13 protein-coding genes are annotated in these 14,359 nt (G+C 43.8%); 8 read left to right on the forward strand and 5 right to left on the reverse strand.

The annotated features are described in order from the left end of the window. Positions 1-60: 60 nt before the first annotated feature. Positions 61-1,524: a UDP-N-acetylmuramate--L-alanine ligase gene (gene murC / locus HWQ23_RS06030; protein ID WP_292824966.1), complete on the reverse strand. Its 1,464-nt coding sequence runs from the start codon at positions 1,522-1,524 to the stop codon at positions 61-63. A 403-nt stretch (positions 1,525-1,927) separates the two neighbouring features. Here murC and nadD point away from each other — a divergent pair, with 403 nt between their 5' ends. Continuing rightward, a complete protein-coding gene (gene nadD, locus HWQ23_RS06035) occupies positions 1,928-2,554 on the forward strand; it encodes a nicotinate (nicotinamide) nucleotide adenylyltransferase (RefSeq protein WP_292824970.1) in 627 nt (208 codons plus the stop codon). 116 nt (positions 2,555-2,670) lie between these two features. After that, positions 2,671-3,684, forward strand: coding sequence for a type I glyceraldehyde-3-phosphate dehydrogenase (locus HWQ23_RS06040; RefSeq protein WP_292824973.1), 1,014 nt, complete (start codon positions 2,671-2,673; stop codon positions 3,682-3,684). A gap of 40 nt (positions 3,685-3,724) precedes the next feature. Here HWQ23_RS06040 and thiL read toward each other — a convergent pair whose 3' ends face one another. Continuing rightward, positions 3,725-4,768, reverse strand: a complete 1,044-nt coding sequence (gene thiL, locus HWQ23_RS06045) for a thiamine-phosphate kinase (RefSeq protein WP_292824976.1) — start codon at positions 4,766-4,768, stop codon at positions 3,725-3,727. 89 nt (positions 4,769-4,857) lie between these two features. Here thiL and HWQ23_RS06050 point away from each other — a divergent pair, with 89 nt between their 5' ends. Beyond that, positions 4,858-5,430 carry a Uma2 family endonuclease gene (locus tag HWQ23_RS06050; protein WP_292824979.1) on the forward strand — a complete coding sequence of 191 codons (573 nt, stop codon included), beginning with the start codon at positions 4,858-4,860 and terminating at the stop codon, positions 5,428-5,430. 86 nt (positions 5,431-5,516) lie between these two features. Here the strand turns inward: HWQ23_RS06050 and HWQ23_RS06055 are convergent, their stop codons facing one another. Next, a complete protein-coding gene (locus HWQ23_RS06055) occupies positions 5,517-6,623 on the reverse strand; it encodes a peptidylprolyl isomerase (protein ID WP_292824982.1) in 1,107 nt (368 codons plus the stop codon). Positions 6,624-6,829: 206 nt separating this feature from the next. Between HWQ23_RS06055 and efp the strand changes: the two genes are divergently transcribed. The 3 genes from efp to HWQ23_RS06070 all read left to right on the forward strand — a co-directional run bounded on the left by efp (position 6,830) and on the right by HWQ23_RS06070 (position 8,464). Continuing rightward, positions 6,830-7,387, forward strand: coding sequence for an elongation factor P (gene efp, locus HWQ23_RS06060; RefSeq protein WP_292824985.1), 558 nt, complete (start codon positions 6,830-6,832; stop codon positions 7,385-7,387). Between the two features lie 109 nt (positions 7,388-7,496). Further along, the gene (gene accB / locus HWQ23_RS06065; RefSeq protein ID WP_292824988.1) at positions 7,497-8,054 is read left to right on the forward strand and encodes an acetyl-CoA carboxylase biotin carboxyl carrier protein; all 558 of its coding nucleotides are present in this window, start codon (positions 7,497-7,499) and stop codon (positions 8,052-8,054) included. Positions 8,055-8,116: 62 nt separating this feature from the next. Beyond that, positions 8,117-8,464, forward strand: a complete 348-nt coding sequence (locus HWQ23_RS06070; protein ID WP_292824991.1) for an ArsR/SmtB family transcription factor — start codon at positions 8,117-8,119, stop codon at positions 8,462-8,464. 96 nt (positions 8,465-8,560) lie between these two features. On the opposite strand, the gene HWQ23_RS06075 is transcribed toward HWQ23_RS06070, so the two are convergent. Next, complete coding sequence (locus HWQ23_RS06075) at positions 8,561-9,175, reverse strand: GerMN domain-containing protein (RefSeq protein WP_292824994.1); 615 nt, start codon at positions 9,173-9,175, stop codon at positions 8,561-8,563. A gap of 286 nt (positions 9,176-9,461) precedes the next feature. Next, positions 9,462-11,276 carry a proline--tRNA ligase gene (locus HWQ23_RS06080; protein ID WP_292824997.1) on the reverse strand — a complete coding sequence of 605 codons (1,815 nt, stop codon included), beginning with the start codon at positions 11,274-11,276 and terminating at the stop codon, positions 9,462-9,464. Positions 11,277-11,478: 202 nt separating this feature from the next. On the opposite strand from HWQ23_RS06080, the gene HWQ23_RS06085 reads away from it, so the two are divergent. Together HWQ23_RS06085 and HWQ23_RS06090 are read left to right on the forward strand one after the other, a co-directional pair. Beyond that, a complete protein-coding gene (locus tag HWQ23_RS06085; RefSeq protein WP_292825000.1) occupies positions 11,479-12,861 on the forward strand; it encodes a lysophospholipid acyltransferase family protein in 1,383 nt (460 codons plus the stop codon). 524 nt (positions 12,862-13,385) lie between these two features. Next, positions 13,386-14,330, forward strand: coding sequence for an XDD3 family exosortase-dependent surface protein (locus HWQ23_RS06090; protein ID WP_292825002.1), 945 nt, complete (start codon positions 13,386-13,388; stop codon positions 14,328-14,330). The last annotated feature ends 29 nt before the right edge of the window (positions 14,331-14,359 follow it).

Raw genomic sequence — 14,359 nt, forward strand, 5'->3', positions numbered from 1 at the left:
CTACCGAACCGTTGCTAGACGGGCGCTTTGCTCAGAAATAAAACTTCGCAAAGCCTCCACTTAAGATGTGGCTTTAGCCGGTTCGCAAAGTGTCGTAATTACTTCAGGAATCACCTGATTCAAGTTCCCAGCCCCCAAAAACAGCGCCAAGTCTCCTGGGCGTAGCGTTTGTAGCAAGTACTCATACACTGAGGGTAAAGTTGGCTGATAAACTACTTGCGAATGGTGTTTAGCAATTTCCGCCGCTAGATGTTCACCACTAATTTGCCCTAAATTAGGTTCACCTGCACTGTAAATATCAGTCAGGACAACCAAATCAGCATGGGTAAAGGACTCGGCAAATTCTTCTAAAAAGGTCAGTGTCCGGCTATAGCGATGGGGTTGGAAGATGGCAACCACTCTTTGCCCTGGTCTTGCTTGTAAACGGGCTGCGGCGAGAGTCACGCGAATCTCGCTGGGGTGATGAGCATAGTCATCAATGAAGGTAATACCATCAACTTCACCCCGGAACTCAAAGCGGCGTCTTGCTCCTTCAAAGGTGGCGATACCTTTGGCAATTGCTCCAAATTCTAAGCCCAAGGCGCGACCAACAGCCACTGCTGCTAGGGCATTGCTGAGATTGTGCCGACTGAGCAGCCGCAACTTCAACACGCCCAAAGCTTTGCCTCTTTCCCAAACTAAAGCCGTGGTGCCATCAGCACGATAATCAATATTGGTGACGGTGTAATCAGCGTCTGTATCTGAGTGTAAGCTGTAGCTGATTGTCGGTTGCAAGCGATCGCGCACTGTCGCACAATCAATACTACCTATTAAGGTTTTACAACCCTTAGCAAATGTCTGGAAGATGTCAATGACTTCTTCTAATGTATCGTAGTGGTCAGGATGATCGAGTTCAATATTGGTGATGATGCCAATCTCTGGAGCGTGTTTTACCAAGGAACCGTCAGATTCATCTGCTTCGGCTACCAAATATTGGCTTTGTCCCAACCGAGCATTACCTTCCCAAGCATTGACTTCGCCACCTACTAAAATCGTTGGGTCTAGACCTGCTTGCAGAAGCATATAGCCAATCATGCTACTGGTTGTAGTTTTGCCGTGTGTTCCTGCCACTGCAATACTATAGTAATCGGCAATTAAAGCTGCCAGTACATCTGAACGATGTAAAATTGGACAACCTAATTCTAGCGCTGCTTTGTATTCTAAATTATTCGTGTTAATTGCTGTTGAACAAATGACTTGAGGCAGTTTTGACTTAGTATCAGTAGGTAATTGTTCTTGTGAATTTAATACTACTGCATTCGCCAATACCTGAGGGTGAAAGAATTCGAGATTGCTTGCCTCTTGTCTATCAAAAATATGAGCACCGATAGATTCCAACTTGTGCGTAATGTGGTTAGGACGAAGATCCGAACCTGATACTGGAAATTGACGCTTGGCGAGAACGTATGCCAGAGCAGACATACCTATACCACCGATGCCAATGAAATGAAATGGTCTACCACTAAAATCTACAGAATTAGTCATTTATTGCTCCTCTTACACCACATCACACCATAATCACAAATGACACGCGTATCATAACAGGAATTTGATTTTTACCGTAACTGCTTCTATATCATGTTCATGTTTGATGTCCGAATCATATTTGTGCTCTGGTTTTCCTTGTTCAGAATGATTTTACCTTGGTTGGAGGTTTTTGCTATTTTTGAACTGTTCTTAAGATTATTCTGAAAATTTTGGTCACATCGGGAAAAAAATTCTTGTAATGTCAAATACATATTTTTGGCTACCTTACTGGAATTGGCTACATAATACATTGTTTAGTGAAACTGATTTGAAATTGCATCAAGTCTAGGCGTGAATTCAGTACAATAGTACATTGGTAATGAAACTATTTTTCAATTGCATAAAACCCAGGCATAACTGGATGCAACAACTTGCAATTTTTGGTGGCACATTTGATCCAATTCATTGGGGACACCTGCTCGTAGCCGAGACAGCTTTGCATCAAGTATCCCTTGAAAAGGTAATTTGGGTGCCATCCCTAAATCCTCCTCATAAAGAAGCAGCTTTGTTTGAGCATCGTCTGGAAATGCTGCAATTAGGCATAAAAGATAACCCAGCGTTTACTACCTCACTAGTGGAGGCAAATCGCTCTGGGACTTCTTATGCCATTAACACCCTGTTCGACTTATCTGCTTGTTATCCAAATACTCACTGGTACTGGATTGTCGGCTTGGATACTTTCCAAACCTTACCCCGTTGGTATCGTGGACACGAACTAGCACAAATGTGTGATTGGTTAATCGCACCCCGACTACTAGGTGGTGAGACTATAACTCAAAGCAAATTAATCTGCAAGCAAGTGGAGAAAGAAATCAGGGAGGAGTCATATACCATACACTGGCAACTCTTAGATATACCTTTAGTAGGAGTTTCGTCAAGTCTAATTCGCAAATTTTGCCGCGAACACCAGTCAATTCGTTATTTAGTCCCGGAATCGGTTAGATCATATATCACTAACAACAATCTTTATTCCCACAAATCTGAATAAATTATGTGTTTTTTTGTTGATCTAACAGTTTATGGTTATAAGTGCCCCCCCCCTTTGCGATATGATTGGGGTCAACGATATGAACATATAAGCATAAATACAGAGGGCAAGACACTGTGATTAGAGTTGCAATCAACGGTTTCGGGCGGATTGGACGTAACTTTGCACGCTGCTGGGTGGGTAGAGAGAATAGTAAAATCGAGCTTGTCGCTATTAATGACACATCAGACCCTAGAACCAATGCCCATCTGCTAAAGTATGACTCAATGCTAGGGAAGATCAAGGGTGCTGAGATTAGTGCCGATGATAACTCGATCATCGTTAACGGTAAGACGATTAAGTGCGTATCCGATCGCAACCCAGAAAAGTTGCCCTGGAAAGATTGGGGAATTGACCTAATTATCGAAGCAACGGGGGTGTTTACTAGCAAAGAAGGAGCGCTCAAGCATGTGAATGCTGGAGCCAAGAAAGTTCTGATTACCGCTCCTGGTAAAAACGAGGATGGCACTTTTGTGATTGGTGTGAATCATCACGACTATGACCACAACAAACACCACATTATCAGTAACGCTAGCTGTACTACCAACTGCTTGGCACCGATCGCCAAGGTGTTGAACGATAGATTCGGCATTATTAAAGGCACGATGACCACCACCCATAGTTATACAGGTGACCAGCGTTTGCTAGACGCTTCTCACCGGGATTTGCGACGGGCGAGGGCAGCAGCGATCAATATTGTACCCACTTCCACTGGTGCGGCAAAAGCAGTAGCGCTGGTAATCCCAGAGCTTAAAGGCAAGCTAAATGGCGTTGCCCTGCGTGTACCTACCCCGAACGTCTCAATGGTAGATTTCGTAGTTCAAGTTGAGAAGCGTACTATTACTGAAGAAGTTAACCAAGCTCTTAAAGATGCTGCTGAAGGGCCACTCAAAGGCATTTTGGACTATAGCGAACTAGAATTGGTATCTTCCGATTATCAAGGTAGTGATGCTTCTTCGATTGTGGATGCCAACTTGACTTTCGTGTTAGGTAATGACCTAGTGAAAGTTATGGCGTGGTATGACAACGAGTGGGGTTACAGCCAACGAGTTTTGGATTTGGCTGAATTAGTAGCCGAGAAGTGGCAATAATTAGTCATTAGTCATTGGTCATTAGAAAAATGACAAAGGACTATTGACCAAAATGTTGAAATCCCTGGCTAAGACTCAGAACTTGGTCAGGAAATTTTTTTTGTTCGTCGTGCAATAGTACTGTTGATCCCGATGTAATGCTGCCGACGATCGCAGTACCTTCACCAAGATGTTGTACGAAGGCTGATGCTAAGGAATATGGCAAGCACAGCACTAATTCAAAGTCTTCGCCACCGTATAAAGCATATTCTAGGGCTTGGTCTTCTGTCAGCCAATGCTTAAAAGTTTTTGGTAAGGGAATTTGTCTGCGTTCTAGGACAGCGCCAACGCCACTGGCGCGGCAAATTTGGAGAATCGCGTCTGCCAAACCATCACTGCTATCCATACCAGCTACAGAAATTTTGGATTTTAGATTTGGGATTTTGGATTGGGAATCGAAGATTTTCCAGAGGATTGGTAAGACATCTAATCGTGGTTGTGGGCGTTGGTGTGCGCGGATTAGAGCCGTCTTTTCCACGTCGTTGAGTTGTTCTCCTAATTCGGGATGTAAGAGCAGTTCTAAGCCAGCGCGGGAGGCTCCATGAACACCTGTAACGACGATCGCATCTCCGACAACAGCAGCAGAACGGCGGATAATTTGACTAGGGTTAACTTGACCAAAAGCGGTAATTGCTAGAGTCGTCACAGGCGATCGCACAATATCACCCCCGACAATTGGGGTATTGTATTTTTGCAGGCATTCTGTCATTCCCTGGTATAGTCGCTCAACCCAACTCACCTTAACTTCACCGGGGAGTCCCAACCCGACGGTGATTCCCAATGGGGAAGCACCCATTGCTGCTAAATCTGATAAATTGGCAGCCGCAGCTCGCCAACCAGCATCTTCTGGGGAAGTGGTGAGTTTACTAAAATGTACGTCTTCAACCAGCACATCTGTAGTCACCACCAAAGATTGCCCTGGTGCAGTTTCAAGTACTGCGGCATCATCACCGATAATTTCTGGAGGACAGAAGCGCTGTAATCTTTCTAAAAGACCTTGTTCGCCAATGTCTTTTACTTGTTGAGAAGATAACTCACTGTTCACAATCGGTTTTCCCTGTTGCAAAATTACGAAGAAAACTGATGATTTACTTTACTGTTTAAGATAAGGGTATCGTTTAGGAGACAGTTGGGATGGTCAGTACACCAGTAACCAGCATCACCTTTGAGGAGTACTTAGCCTATGATGATGGTAACGGTTCCCATTATGAACTGGTGGATGGCAAGCTAGAGCTAATGAACCCACCTACTATTCAACATTTCTTGATTGTCGATTTTTTGGATACTGCCTTGAAAGCAGAAATCAAACGTTGTAACTCTACTTGGCTGTGTTTTCGGGAAAGTGGGGTGAGAACGGGGAGAAATAAATCTAGGTTGACTGATCTGTGTGTAGTGACAGTGGAACAAGCCAGAGAATTATTAAATTCCTCAGCAGTATTTGAGTCACCCCCGTTACTAATTGTCGAGGTGGTCAGTCCAGAATCGGTGAAACGGGACTATCGCCATAAGCGATCTGAATATGCGGCCTTAGAGGTTCCTGAATATTGGATTGTAGATCCACTCGAAGCGAAAATTTCAGTGTTACTACTGGAAGATGGATTATACGAAGAAACAGTTTTTACAACCAATCAGCAAATTGGATCACGGACTTTTCCAGAATTAACGATTACAGTTGATCAGATATTCACCGCCGGGAATCTGAGTTAGGGGAGACGCGATTAATCGCGTCTGTACAGGAGTTAAAAGTTAGTAATTATTCTCCCTCATCTCCCTCATCTCCCCCTGCTCCCTTCTTATGCAGCTTGCGGCTCAACCAGATTTTCTATTCCCTGAACGACTTTTGCTGATTCAATTTTGTCACCAGCCTTCAGTTTATCCAAAACTTCTTTGCCTTCGGTGAGATAGCCAAAAACGGCATAGCGACCATCTAATAGGTTGCGTCCGGCGGGGGTGAGTTCTGGTTCAAAGAGGAAGAAGAAGAATTGCGAAGATCCACCATTCACTTCACTTTCGGGACGAGCCATCACCACTGCACCAAAGGCAGAGAAAGGCAGAACTGGCATATCAACGTAACGACCGGCTTCTTCTAAAGTAATGCCATAGGTAGGTGCTTTATCGCCCTTAACTAAAACTTCTAAAGGAATGGCGCGATATTTGCCCGTTGTTGGGTCAATGAAACCGACCTCTTTACCTTCTGGATCTCCAGTTTGGAGAAAGTAAGATTCTTCAGAACGGGTAAATTCTAAACCATTATAAAAACCCCTCTGTACCAAATCTACAAAATTCCCAGCAGTGACAGGGGCGCTGTAACCGTCTACTACAAGGGTCAAATCGCCTTTGTTAGTTTTGAATTCTACAGTGGCACGACCTTTAAGTTGCGGCAGGTTACTATACTGGGGAGGCACTTCAAAGGGGAATTGTCTCACCATAGACTCTTCTAGCTGAGTAACGAGATTCAGCAGTTTACCTCTATCTTGCAGAATTTGTTCTTTATCTTTGCTGTTCGCCAATTCTTGCAATTTATCCACCCCAGATTTCAACTCGGTAATCCAAGCTTCGGCTTGGGGTTGGCGTTCTTCGGGAACGCTTGTTAAGATTTGGGAGGGTTTATCGAGAATGCGGGATGCTTTGCTGATGTCTTTGGAAATAGCACTCCAGCGCCGATTCGCCCGCAGTTGGGCAGAAATGTCCTCTAAACTGGCTTGTAGTTGCCGCACAGGTTTGTTGTCTATCGGGAGTGCATACCGCAACAAAGCTTTGCCGTCGGTAATTGCATTGCCGGCTGGTAGTGCGGCACTACTGGAGGGAGTCCACCCAGCTGTAGTTATGCCTAAAAATATTGTTACCAGCAGTATTGCCATTAGGCTGTTCTTCAGCCAGGATTTTAATAAGTTAAGCATGGGATAACTCAAATGCAGCATTGAATTGTTGACTGGACGTAACCCATCAATAATCTTCCCATGTTAGGTGCTGAGTAGAACAAAGAGGCAGAGGGGTGAAGGACAAATGACTAATGATAAATGACAACTAACTAATGACTTATGCCCAATGACGACCCTAGAAGGGTACAATAAATGCCGATTGTCTTCCAAAATTTGAAAGTTTCATGATCTCCAGTAACGACTTTCGACCCGGTGTTTCAATTGTATTAGATGGGTCTGTATGGCGAGTGATCGAATTCCTCCACGTTAAGCCAGGCAAAGGTTCCGCCTTTGTCAGAACCAAACTGAGAAATGTCCAAAGTGGGAGCGTGATTGAAAAAACGTTCCGAGCAGGGGAAACGCTACCGCAAGCCACCTTAGAAAAAAGCACGATGCAACATACCTATAAAGAGGGCGATGAGTTTGTCTTTATGGATATGGAAACATACGAAGAAGGCAGATTAACCCGCGCACAAATTGGCGATCGCGTCAAATACCTCAAGGAAGGTATGGAAGCGGAAGTTATCCGGTGGGGCGAACAGGTGCTGGGAGTAGAATTGCCTAAGTCTGTGACTCTGGAAGTTATCCAAACAGATCCAGGTGTAAAAGGTGACACTGCCACGGGTGGCTCAAAACCAGCAACTGTGGAAACTGGTGCAATTGTGATGGTTCCTTTGTTTATCACCCAAGGAGAACGCATCCGAATTGATACTCAGGAAGATAAATATATCAGCAGGGAATAACTTTCATCTCTACGGAGATGCTTGCTCCCGATTTAAATCCCTACATAGGGATTAAATCCCTGCCACACTTAAAATGCTAATTTACGGATAGGTCGAGGTAATAAAAACTGTGCCATTGGACTTTAATGAAATCCGCCAACTACTGGCAACTATCGCCCAAACAGATATTGCAGAAGTTACGCTCAAAAGCAATGACTTTGAACTAACAGTCCGTAAGGCTGTGAGCATCAGCAATCAGGTGTTGTCGGTAGGTCAAGCGACCTTGGGCGGTGTGGTAGGTTCGGGCTTGACATCGGGTTCATCTTTGGGAAACCAGGGGGCCCCAAGTCAGGTAACGGAGGTGTCCACAGGTCGCGCGTTTGATAATGCTGGAACTGGCACACAATTGCAGTTGTCAGTAAATGCCCCCTCAATCATTGACCAGAGATTAGTAGAAGTGCCTTCCCCAATGGTAGGGACGTTTTATCGCGCTCCTGCGCCGGGGGAAGTGGCATTTGTGGAAGTGGGCGATCGCGTCCGCAAGGGTCAAACAGTCTGTATCATTGAGGCGATGAAGCTGATGAATGAAATTGAAGCCGAAGTCTCTGGACAGGTGATGGAAATTCTCCTCCAAAATGGTGACGCTGTAGAATATGGTCAACCTTTGATGCGAATTAACCCTGATTAAGTATTAATGTATATATGAAATGAGTCATCGTTAAAACTTTCAGTCCTTGCGGGTTAATCCTGATGAAACAAACGTTGCCTTTACCACCAGAAGTGGTGCAACAAGTAGCTGAATACTTCAGCCTGTTAAGTGAGCCGATGCGCTTGCGGCTGCTACACTTATTACGGGATGAAGAAAAATGCGTGCAAGAGTTGGTAGAGGCAACACAGACTTCTCAGGCAAATGTGTCAAAGCACCTGAAGGTAATGTGGCAAGCAGGCATCCTTAGCCGCCGCAGTGAAGGAACTTGCGCCTATTACCGGGTGGAAGATGAAATGATTTTTGATTTGTGTAATCGGGTTTGCGATCGTCTCGCCACAAGGTTAGAACAGCAAGCCCGTAACTTTCGTGTGTTAAATAGTAATCGCTAATTCTAAGAGAGTTATGAGTTATGAGTTATGAGTTATGAATTAAAACTCCTCACTCCTGCACAGACGCGATTAATCGCGTCTCTACTCCTAACTTTTTTAAAGCGGATAATCTTTCTGAAACTGTTCACGAGTTAGCGGTTGTTGTAACTCTACACCCTCACCGCCTAAAACATCCAACGGTTTGCCGTTCACGTCAATGTACACCTTGGCTTTTGGATTTAAAGTTGTCGCAGTATAAACAACTTGTCCCACGCGACCCATCATTGAGGTGCTACCACCCCCACTGGTAAAATCTTCAGATAAATTAACGTGAACCTCATCATTTTCCGCTTTCAACCCCAACAGTTTGGTTGCTTTGGGGATGGTCGTAGTAGAATCTGTCCCTGCTTTTGGGCCTGCTAATAAACTTTGGAAAGCTGCTTCTAAAGCCTGGTTGGGCTGTACAGAAGCTACTTTAACAGGCTGGGGAACTAAAGCAACATTTTTGTCTTTTGGTGTGAGCCAATAAACGTTAGCAGTTTGCTCATTACCTGGCTGCTTAGTTGATGGCTGTGCTGGCTGAACGATTCGCGCAGAAGAATTTGACGGCGTGGGAGTATTGCTGGAGTGTGAAGTAAACAAAGCTACACCGCCACCCACCGCTACAACCGCTGCTGAGACGGCTGCAATTACGCCTGAAGAAATACGATTAGATCCTTGTTGGTCTTTCATGTTCAAAACCTTCCTGACTGAGGGCTGATATGGTAGTTATGTGAGGAGCAGCCTGGTTAAAGACGATACTTACAAGTAGAGAGTTTCCCACAACCTGGAGGAGACTTTATGCCTTAAAATGCATTATTCGTGTAAGTCGCTGACTTCAATTTTAGAATTTTTATTTCTAGTCCGTCACCTACCAAATTATGTAAATCTCTTTCTTTGTGGAGATGACTGAAGATTAAATTTACAACGCAGAGGAACGCGGAGTAAAGTATTTATTCCTCTGCGTAAATGTTTGCGTTTAATTTTTTACCTGAATGGCGGCGGTAATCCACTTATGAAGTGTAGTTGTAACTTCATCAATGACAATTTCTTGCGATTTCCGAGTTGCTCTTTCTACAACTTCAACTTTGCCATTAGCGATCGCACGTCCGGTTACAATTCGATAAGGTATGCCAATCAAGTCAGCATCTTTAAATTTGACTCCAGCACGTTCATCGCGGTCATCTAGTAGGGTTTCAATTCCCGCTTGATTGAGTTCTGTGTAAAGTTTTTGGGCGATTTCGACTTGTTGAGCATCCTTTATGTTAGGAATTGTGACGATCGCGTGATAGGGTGCGATCGCAACTGGCCAAATAATCCCATCTTTATCGTAAGATTGCTCTACGGCAGCTTGTGCCAATCGTGACACGCCTATGCCAAAACAACCCATAACTAGCGGCTTTTCTTCACCCTGTTCATTGGTATAAGTTGCTCCCATCGCTTGGGAATATTTAGTGCCTAATTGGAAGATGTGACCTGCTTCGATTCCACGGGCACTGAAGAGAGTTTGTTCTGGGTTATGGATGGCGCGATCGCCTGGTCTTGCCTTCCGTATATCTACTACTTGCTCTGGTAGTTTAACTTGCTCACCCCAATTAGCACCAACTACGTGATAGCCAGCTTCATTCGCCCCTGTAACAAAGTTTTTTAAATCAACGGCTGTTTGATCCACCAAGCGCAAAAACTTGGGATGGATCTGTTTTTTGGCGGTAATATACTCATCTGCGATGTCTGGCGCAATGTAGCCTAAAGGTAGAGATTTCGCTGTCCATGCAAGCTGGGCTTCTACATTTGGTACATCCAAACTAATAATAGTTTTAGCACCATACTCAGAAGCCAATTTGGTCAATTCATTTTGCAACTTGACTTGATTAACTTCCTGATCGCCTCGGATGCTCACCAAAACTAACACGGTTATACCATTATCATAAACTGTCTGATAAAGGACATTTTTTACTAATTGAGTCGGAGAACAGTTGAGGAGTTGACAGACCTTTTCAATCGTTTCTGTTCCAGGTGTAGCGCGTTTTTCATAGGTTGTAAACCGTGAGGTTTCAGCGTCGATTGGTAAAGAAACAGCCTTTTCTACGTTAGCCGCGTAATTACCATCCTCAGTGTAGAGAACTTCATCTTCACCAGCTTCCGCCAAAACCATAAATTCTGTGGAACCAGAACCACCAATTGCACCAGAATCAGCTTCTACCGCCCGAAAAGCTAAACCAGAACGCCGCAAGATATTGCTGTAGGCTTTATACATATCCTGGTAAGTTTCTTTGAGGCTGGCTTCATCGGCATGGAAGGAGTAGCCATCCTTCATGATAAACTCCCGTCCGCGCATTAAACCAAAGCGGGGACGAATTTCATCGCGGAATTTGGTTTGAATTTGGTAGAGATGCTGTGGTAGCTGGCGATAAGAGCGAATCATATCACGAGCGATCGTTGTAATTACTTCTTCATGAGTTGGGCCTAATCCTAATTGTTGCTCACGGCGGTCAATTAGGGAAAACATAATCCCTTCAGCTTTGGTGTAAGTGTCCCAGCGTCCCGATTCCTTCCATAAATCAGCCGGTTGTAATTGTGGTAGGAGACATTCTTGTGCGCCTGTAGCGTTCATTTCTTCCCGCACAATCTGGGAAACTTTTTGTAGTACCCGCCACATTAGCGGTAGATAAGCATAAATACCGCTACCGATGCGACGAATGTAACCCGCACGGAGTAATAATTTATGGCTGGGAATCTCAGCATCAGCTGGATCATCCCGGAGTGTAACGAATAACATTTGTGACAGTCGCATCGTTTATAGCCTTTCTTTGATCACTAATTTCTATGTCAACTAAAGTATGAAGTATTAAGGATGAAGTACAAAGTACACAGTGTTATTTCTTTTTCATTTTTACTTGTAAGCATAGGGCATTGGTTATTCTCCCTCATCTTCCTCATCCCCCATTCCCCACTCCCTACTCCCCACTCCCCATTCCCTTTAGGAGAAAACTACTTTGGCAGATGTAATTTATCAAGCACAGCCACCCTTAGAATTTATTCCTCCGGCGTTTAACCCCTTATTTCTACGAGTTGTTCAGCTTTTACTACCAACTTACATTAACTGGCAAACACCTATTACCCAAATTGAAGCAGACAACGTAGAAGTTCTGGTGGATCTCTATCGCCAGTTTCAGGAAGGTAATATCCGTTTTATGTTGGCATTTCGTCATCCTAAAACAGATGATCCATTTTGTTTAAGCTACTTGTTTTCTCAACTTGTGCCAAAGGTAGCGCGATCGCAAGGTACAGCACTACAACTTCCCATTCACGCTCATTTTATCTACGATCGCGGCATTCCTCTATGGGCAGGTTCCTACGTCGGCTGGATTGCTTCTCGTTTAGGTGGTACTCCGATTCAGCGCGGTAAAGCTGACTGGACAGGGTTACGTTCGGCGCGTGACTTGTTCGCCAATGGTAAATTCCCGATGGCAGCTGCGCCAGAGGGTGCTACCAATGGTTTATCGGAGAATATTAGCCCCCTAGAACCTGGTATCGCCCAATTAGGCTTTTGGTGTGCTGAAGATTTGCACAAAGCTGGACGCGACCAACAGGTTCTAATTGTACCAGTTGGGATTAAATATAGTTACGTTGATGCTCCTTGGAATGCGATCGCAAATCTTTTAAGTGAATTGGAAGCGGCTAGTGGTTTACCTGTGAATGCACCAGAACAGGCTTCTATAGAGTCGCTTTATCCCCGGTTGTTGACTTTGGCAGAACATTTGCTTTCGTTGATGGAAAAATTTTACACTCGCTTTTATCATCTAAAGCTGCCAGATATCAAAACAGCAGTAGGAGAAATCGAAGATAGAAATGAAGCGTTAGCAGTTCGTTTGCAAGCTTTATTGAATGCGGCGCTACTAATATCCGAACAGTATTTTGATTTGCAGTCAAAAGGTAGTTTAAGGGATCGATGTCAGCGAGTAGAACAAGCTGGCTGGAATTATATATTTAGAGAAGATTTTAAGGATGCAAAAGGAATATCTGCTGTAGAGAAAGCTTTAGGCGATCGCGTTGCTGAAGAAGCGAATGCCCGGATGTGGCACATGCGTTTAGTAGAAAGTTTTGTGGCAGTTTCTGGTAATTATATTCGTGAAAATCCAACGGTAGAAAGGTTTGCAGAGACGACTTTAATTTTATGGCAAATGATCGCTAAAATCAAAGGTGAGAAAGCTGTGCGGCGTCCGCAATTAGGCAAGCAAAAAGTCAAAATAACTGTGGGTGAACCCATATCTATTTCTGAGCGCTACCCGGCGTATCAAGGGAATCGTTTGGCTGCTAGGCAGTCTGTTGCTGATGTAACGAATGATTTGCAACACGCGATGGAAGGTTTGATTTGATTAGGAGGGTTGCATCTTTATAGCTAAGAAGCAGAATAAAGGTGTCAGTCGTCAGCAGGCTTATTGATTTCGACCCCTGACTCTTGACTGCCTTAACTAGCAAGAGTGCAATGTAAATGCCCAAGTGTTCATCAGAATCAAATATTATTTTATAAAGTAGATCAATGCAGAGAAAAAACTTCTAGCGATCGCGGGTTTAGATGCCCTGTACGGAGATGCTGTCCGGATATGGTTTATTAAGCTTACACAAACCCAAAAATGTTTCAAAACTATCTAAGTAAATGGGTGCAGAAAATCGTAGACTCCTAGACCTACATGGTTTTGCTCCTATTTCACCTTGAATATAATTGGGTTAGATAAAAGCAATTTTAACTAAATATGTAACTTGTTTTTTGAGGGTTATAAAATTCCCGTTAAGTTATCCAAATTATATTTAAGAAGAATCACGCTTCTCTATTTTTGTAATTCAAATTAAAAATAGAAAAGTCCAGAAAATTGTGATTCTCTGAATCAATTTATAAAACATGAAAACTCACGGCTTATTCAATTTACTCAAGGTTGGCGTTACCACTTTTGGAATCTTCTTTGTGGCTGGTCAAGGAGCATATGCATCCGACTTAAAGGGAACAGCATTTAGCATATCTTTGGAGTGTTTGAACGACACTACCGGTCTTTTGGTGGGCCAAAACCCCAATGATGCTAACGGCTGGCAGTATGCATTTGATTCAAACAAAGATGGGATGAACGGAAACTACGGGGTTGTTGGTGCACCTGGGACAGTAAATCCCTACGATATTTCTGGTATGGCTATCAAAGAAACTGCTACCAGCATCATTGTAGCCATCAATGGCAATATGAAGTTAACAGGACAGGCTGAACAGGGTGCTACAGGCGGTCAGATTGGATATGGTGATTTGTTCTTCAACATGGCCGGTAAGACCTTTGATAATGCTATGAGCAGTGGGGATTTGTTTGGTATTCACTTCTCTTCAGTGAATGCTTCAGGGGTACAACAAGTAGGTGTTTATAGTGGTGTTCAGGCAAAGACAGTTACTGATGTCAAAGAGGGCTACACTGTTGCTACATATGGTGGTTTGGCAGGTGGAGGAAATTCTTACGAAAGTCAGGTAAGTAAAGCTAATGGTGTTGCCACTTATGGTGATTTGACCAGTAGTTACTTTACTAATAATGGCAAGGACAATACATTTAATCTTAATGTAATCCAATCTGGAAATTATCTTAATGGAATCTCGTTTCTAGCACAGGGTAATGTAACGCAGCAGTTGCTAACCACTGGCTACGATGCCAACAAATTCAACGGTACACAAACCATTGCATTTGAATTCAGTAAATCTACTATTCTCAAATCGACTCCTGAGCCTGCTGCTCTTACTGGTTTAGGAATCGTCGGTCTAGCCTTGGCTGGTAGCAAGCGACGCAAGAAATCAATCATCGTAGCAATTGGGTAGAGACTATTGGCAATAGGCTTTGATTTATC

The sequence above is a fragment of the Nostoc sp. JL33 genome (assembly GCF_017114985.1).
In the GTDB taxonomy this organism is placed as follows: domain Bacteria; phylum Cyanobacteriota; class Cyanobacteriia; order Cyanobacteriales; family Nostocaceae; genus Nostoc.

Bases quoted from the DNA above. Each gene is read 5' to 3' on its own strand.
- efp (WP_292824985.1), top strand. From the start codon at position 6,830: ATGATCTCCAGTAACGACTTTCGACCCGGTGTTTCAATTGTATTAGAT.
- nadD (WP_292824970.1), top strand. From the start codon at position 1,928: ATGCAACAACTTGCAATTTTTGGTGGCACATTTGATCCAATTCATTGG.
- murC (WP_292824966.1), bottom strand. From the start codon at position 1,524: ATGACTAATTCTGTAGATTTTAGTGGTAGACCATTTCATTTCATTGGC.
- HWQ23_RS06050 (WP_292824979.1), top strand. From the start codon at position 4,858: ATGGTCAGTACACCAGTAACCAGCATCACCTTTGAGGAGTACTTAGCC.
- HWQ23_RS06055 (WP_292824982.1), bottom strand. From the start codon at position 6,623: ATGCTTAACTTATTAAAATCCTGGCTGAAGAACAGCCTAATGGCAATA.
- HWQ23_RS06090 (WP_292825002.1), top strand. From the start codon at position 13,386: ATGAAAACTCACGGCTTATTCAATTTACTCAAGGTTGGCGTTACCACT.
- HWQ23_RS06080 (WP_292824997.1), bottom strand. From the start codon at position 11,276: ATGCGACTGTCACAAATGTTATTCGTTACACTCCGGGATGATCCAGCT.
- HWQ23_RS06070 (WP_292824991.1), top strand. From the start codon at position 8,117: ATGAAACAAACGTTGCCTTTACCACCAGAAGTGGTGCAACAAGTAGCT.
- HWQ23_RS06075 (WP_292824994.1), bottom strand. From the start codon at position 9,175: ATGAAAGACCAACAAGGATCTAATCGTATTTCTTCAGGCGTAATTGCA.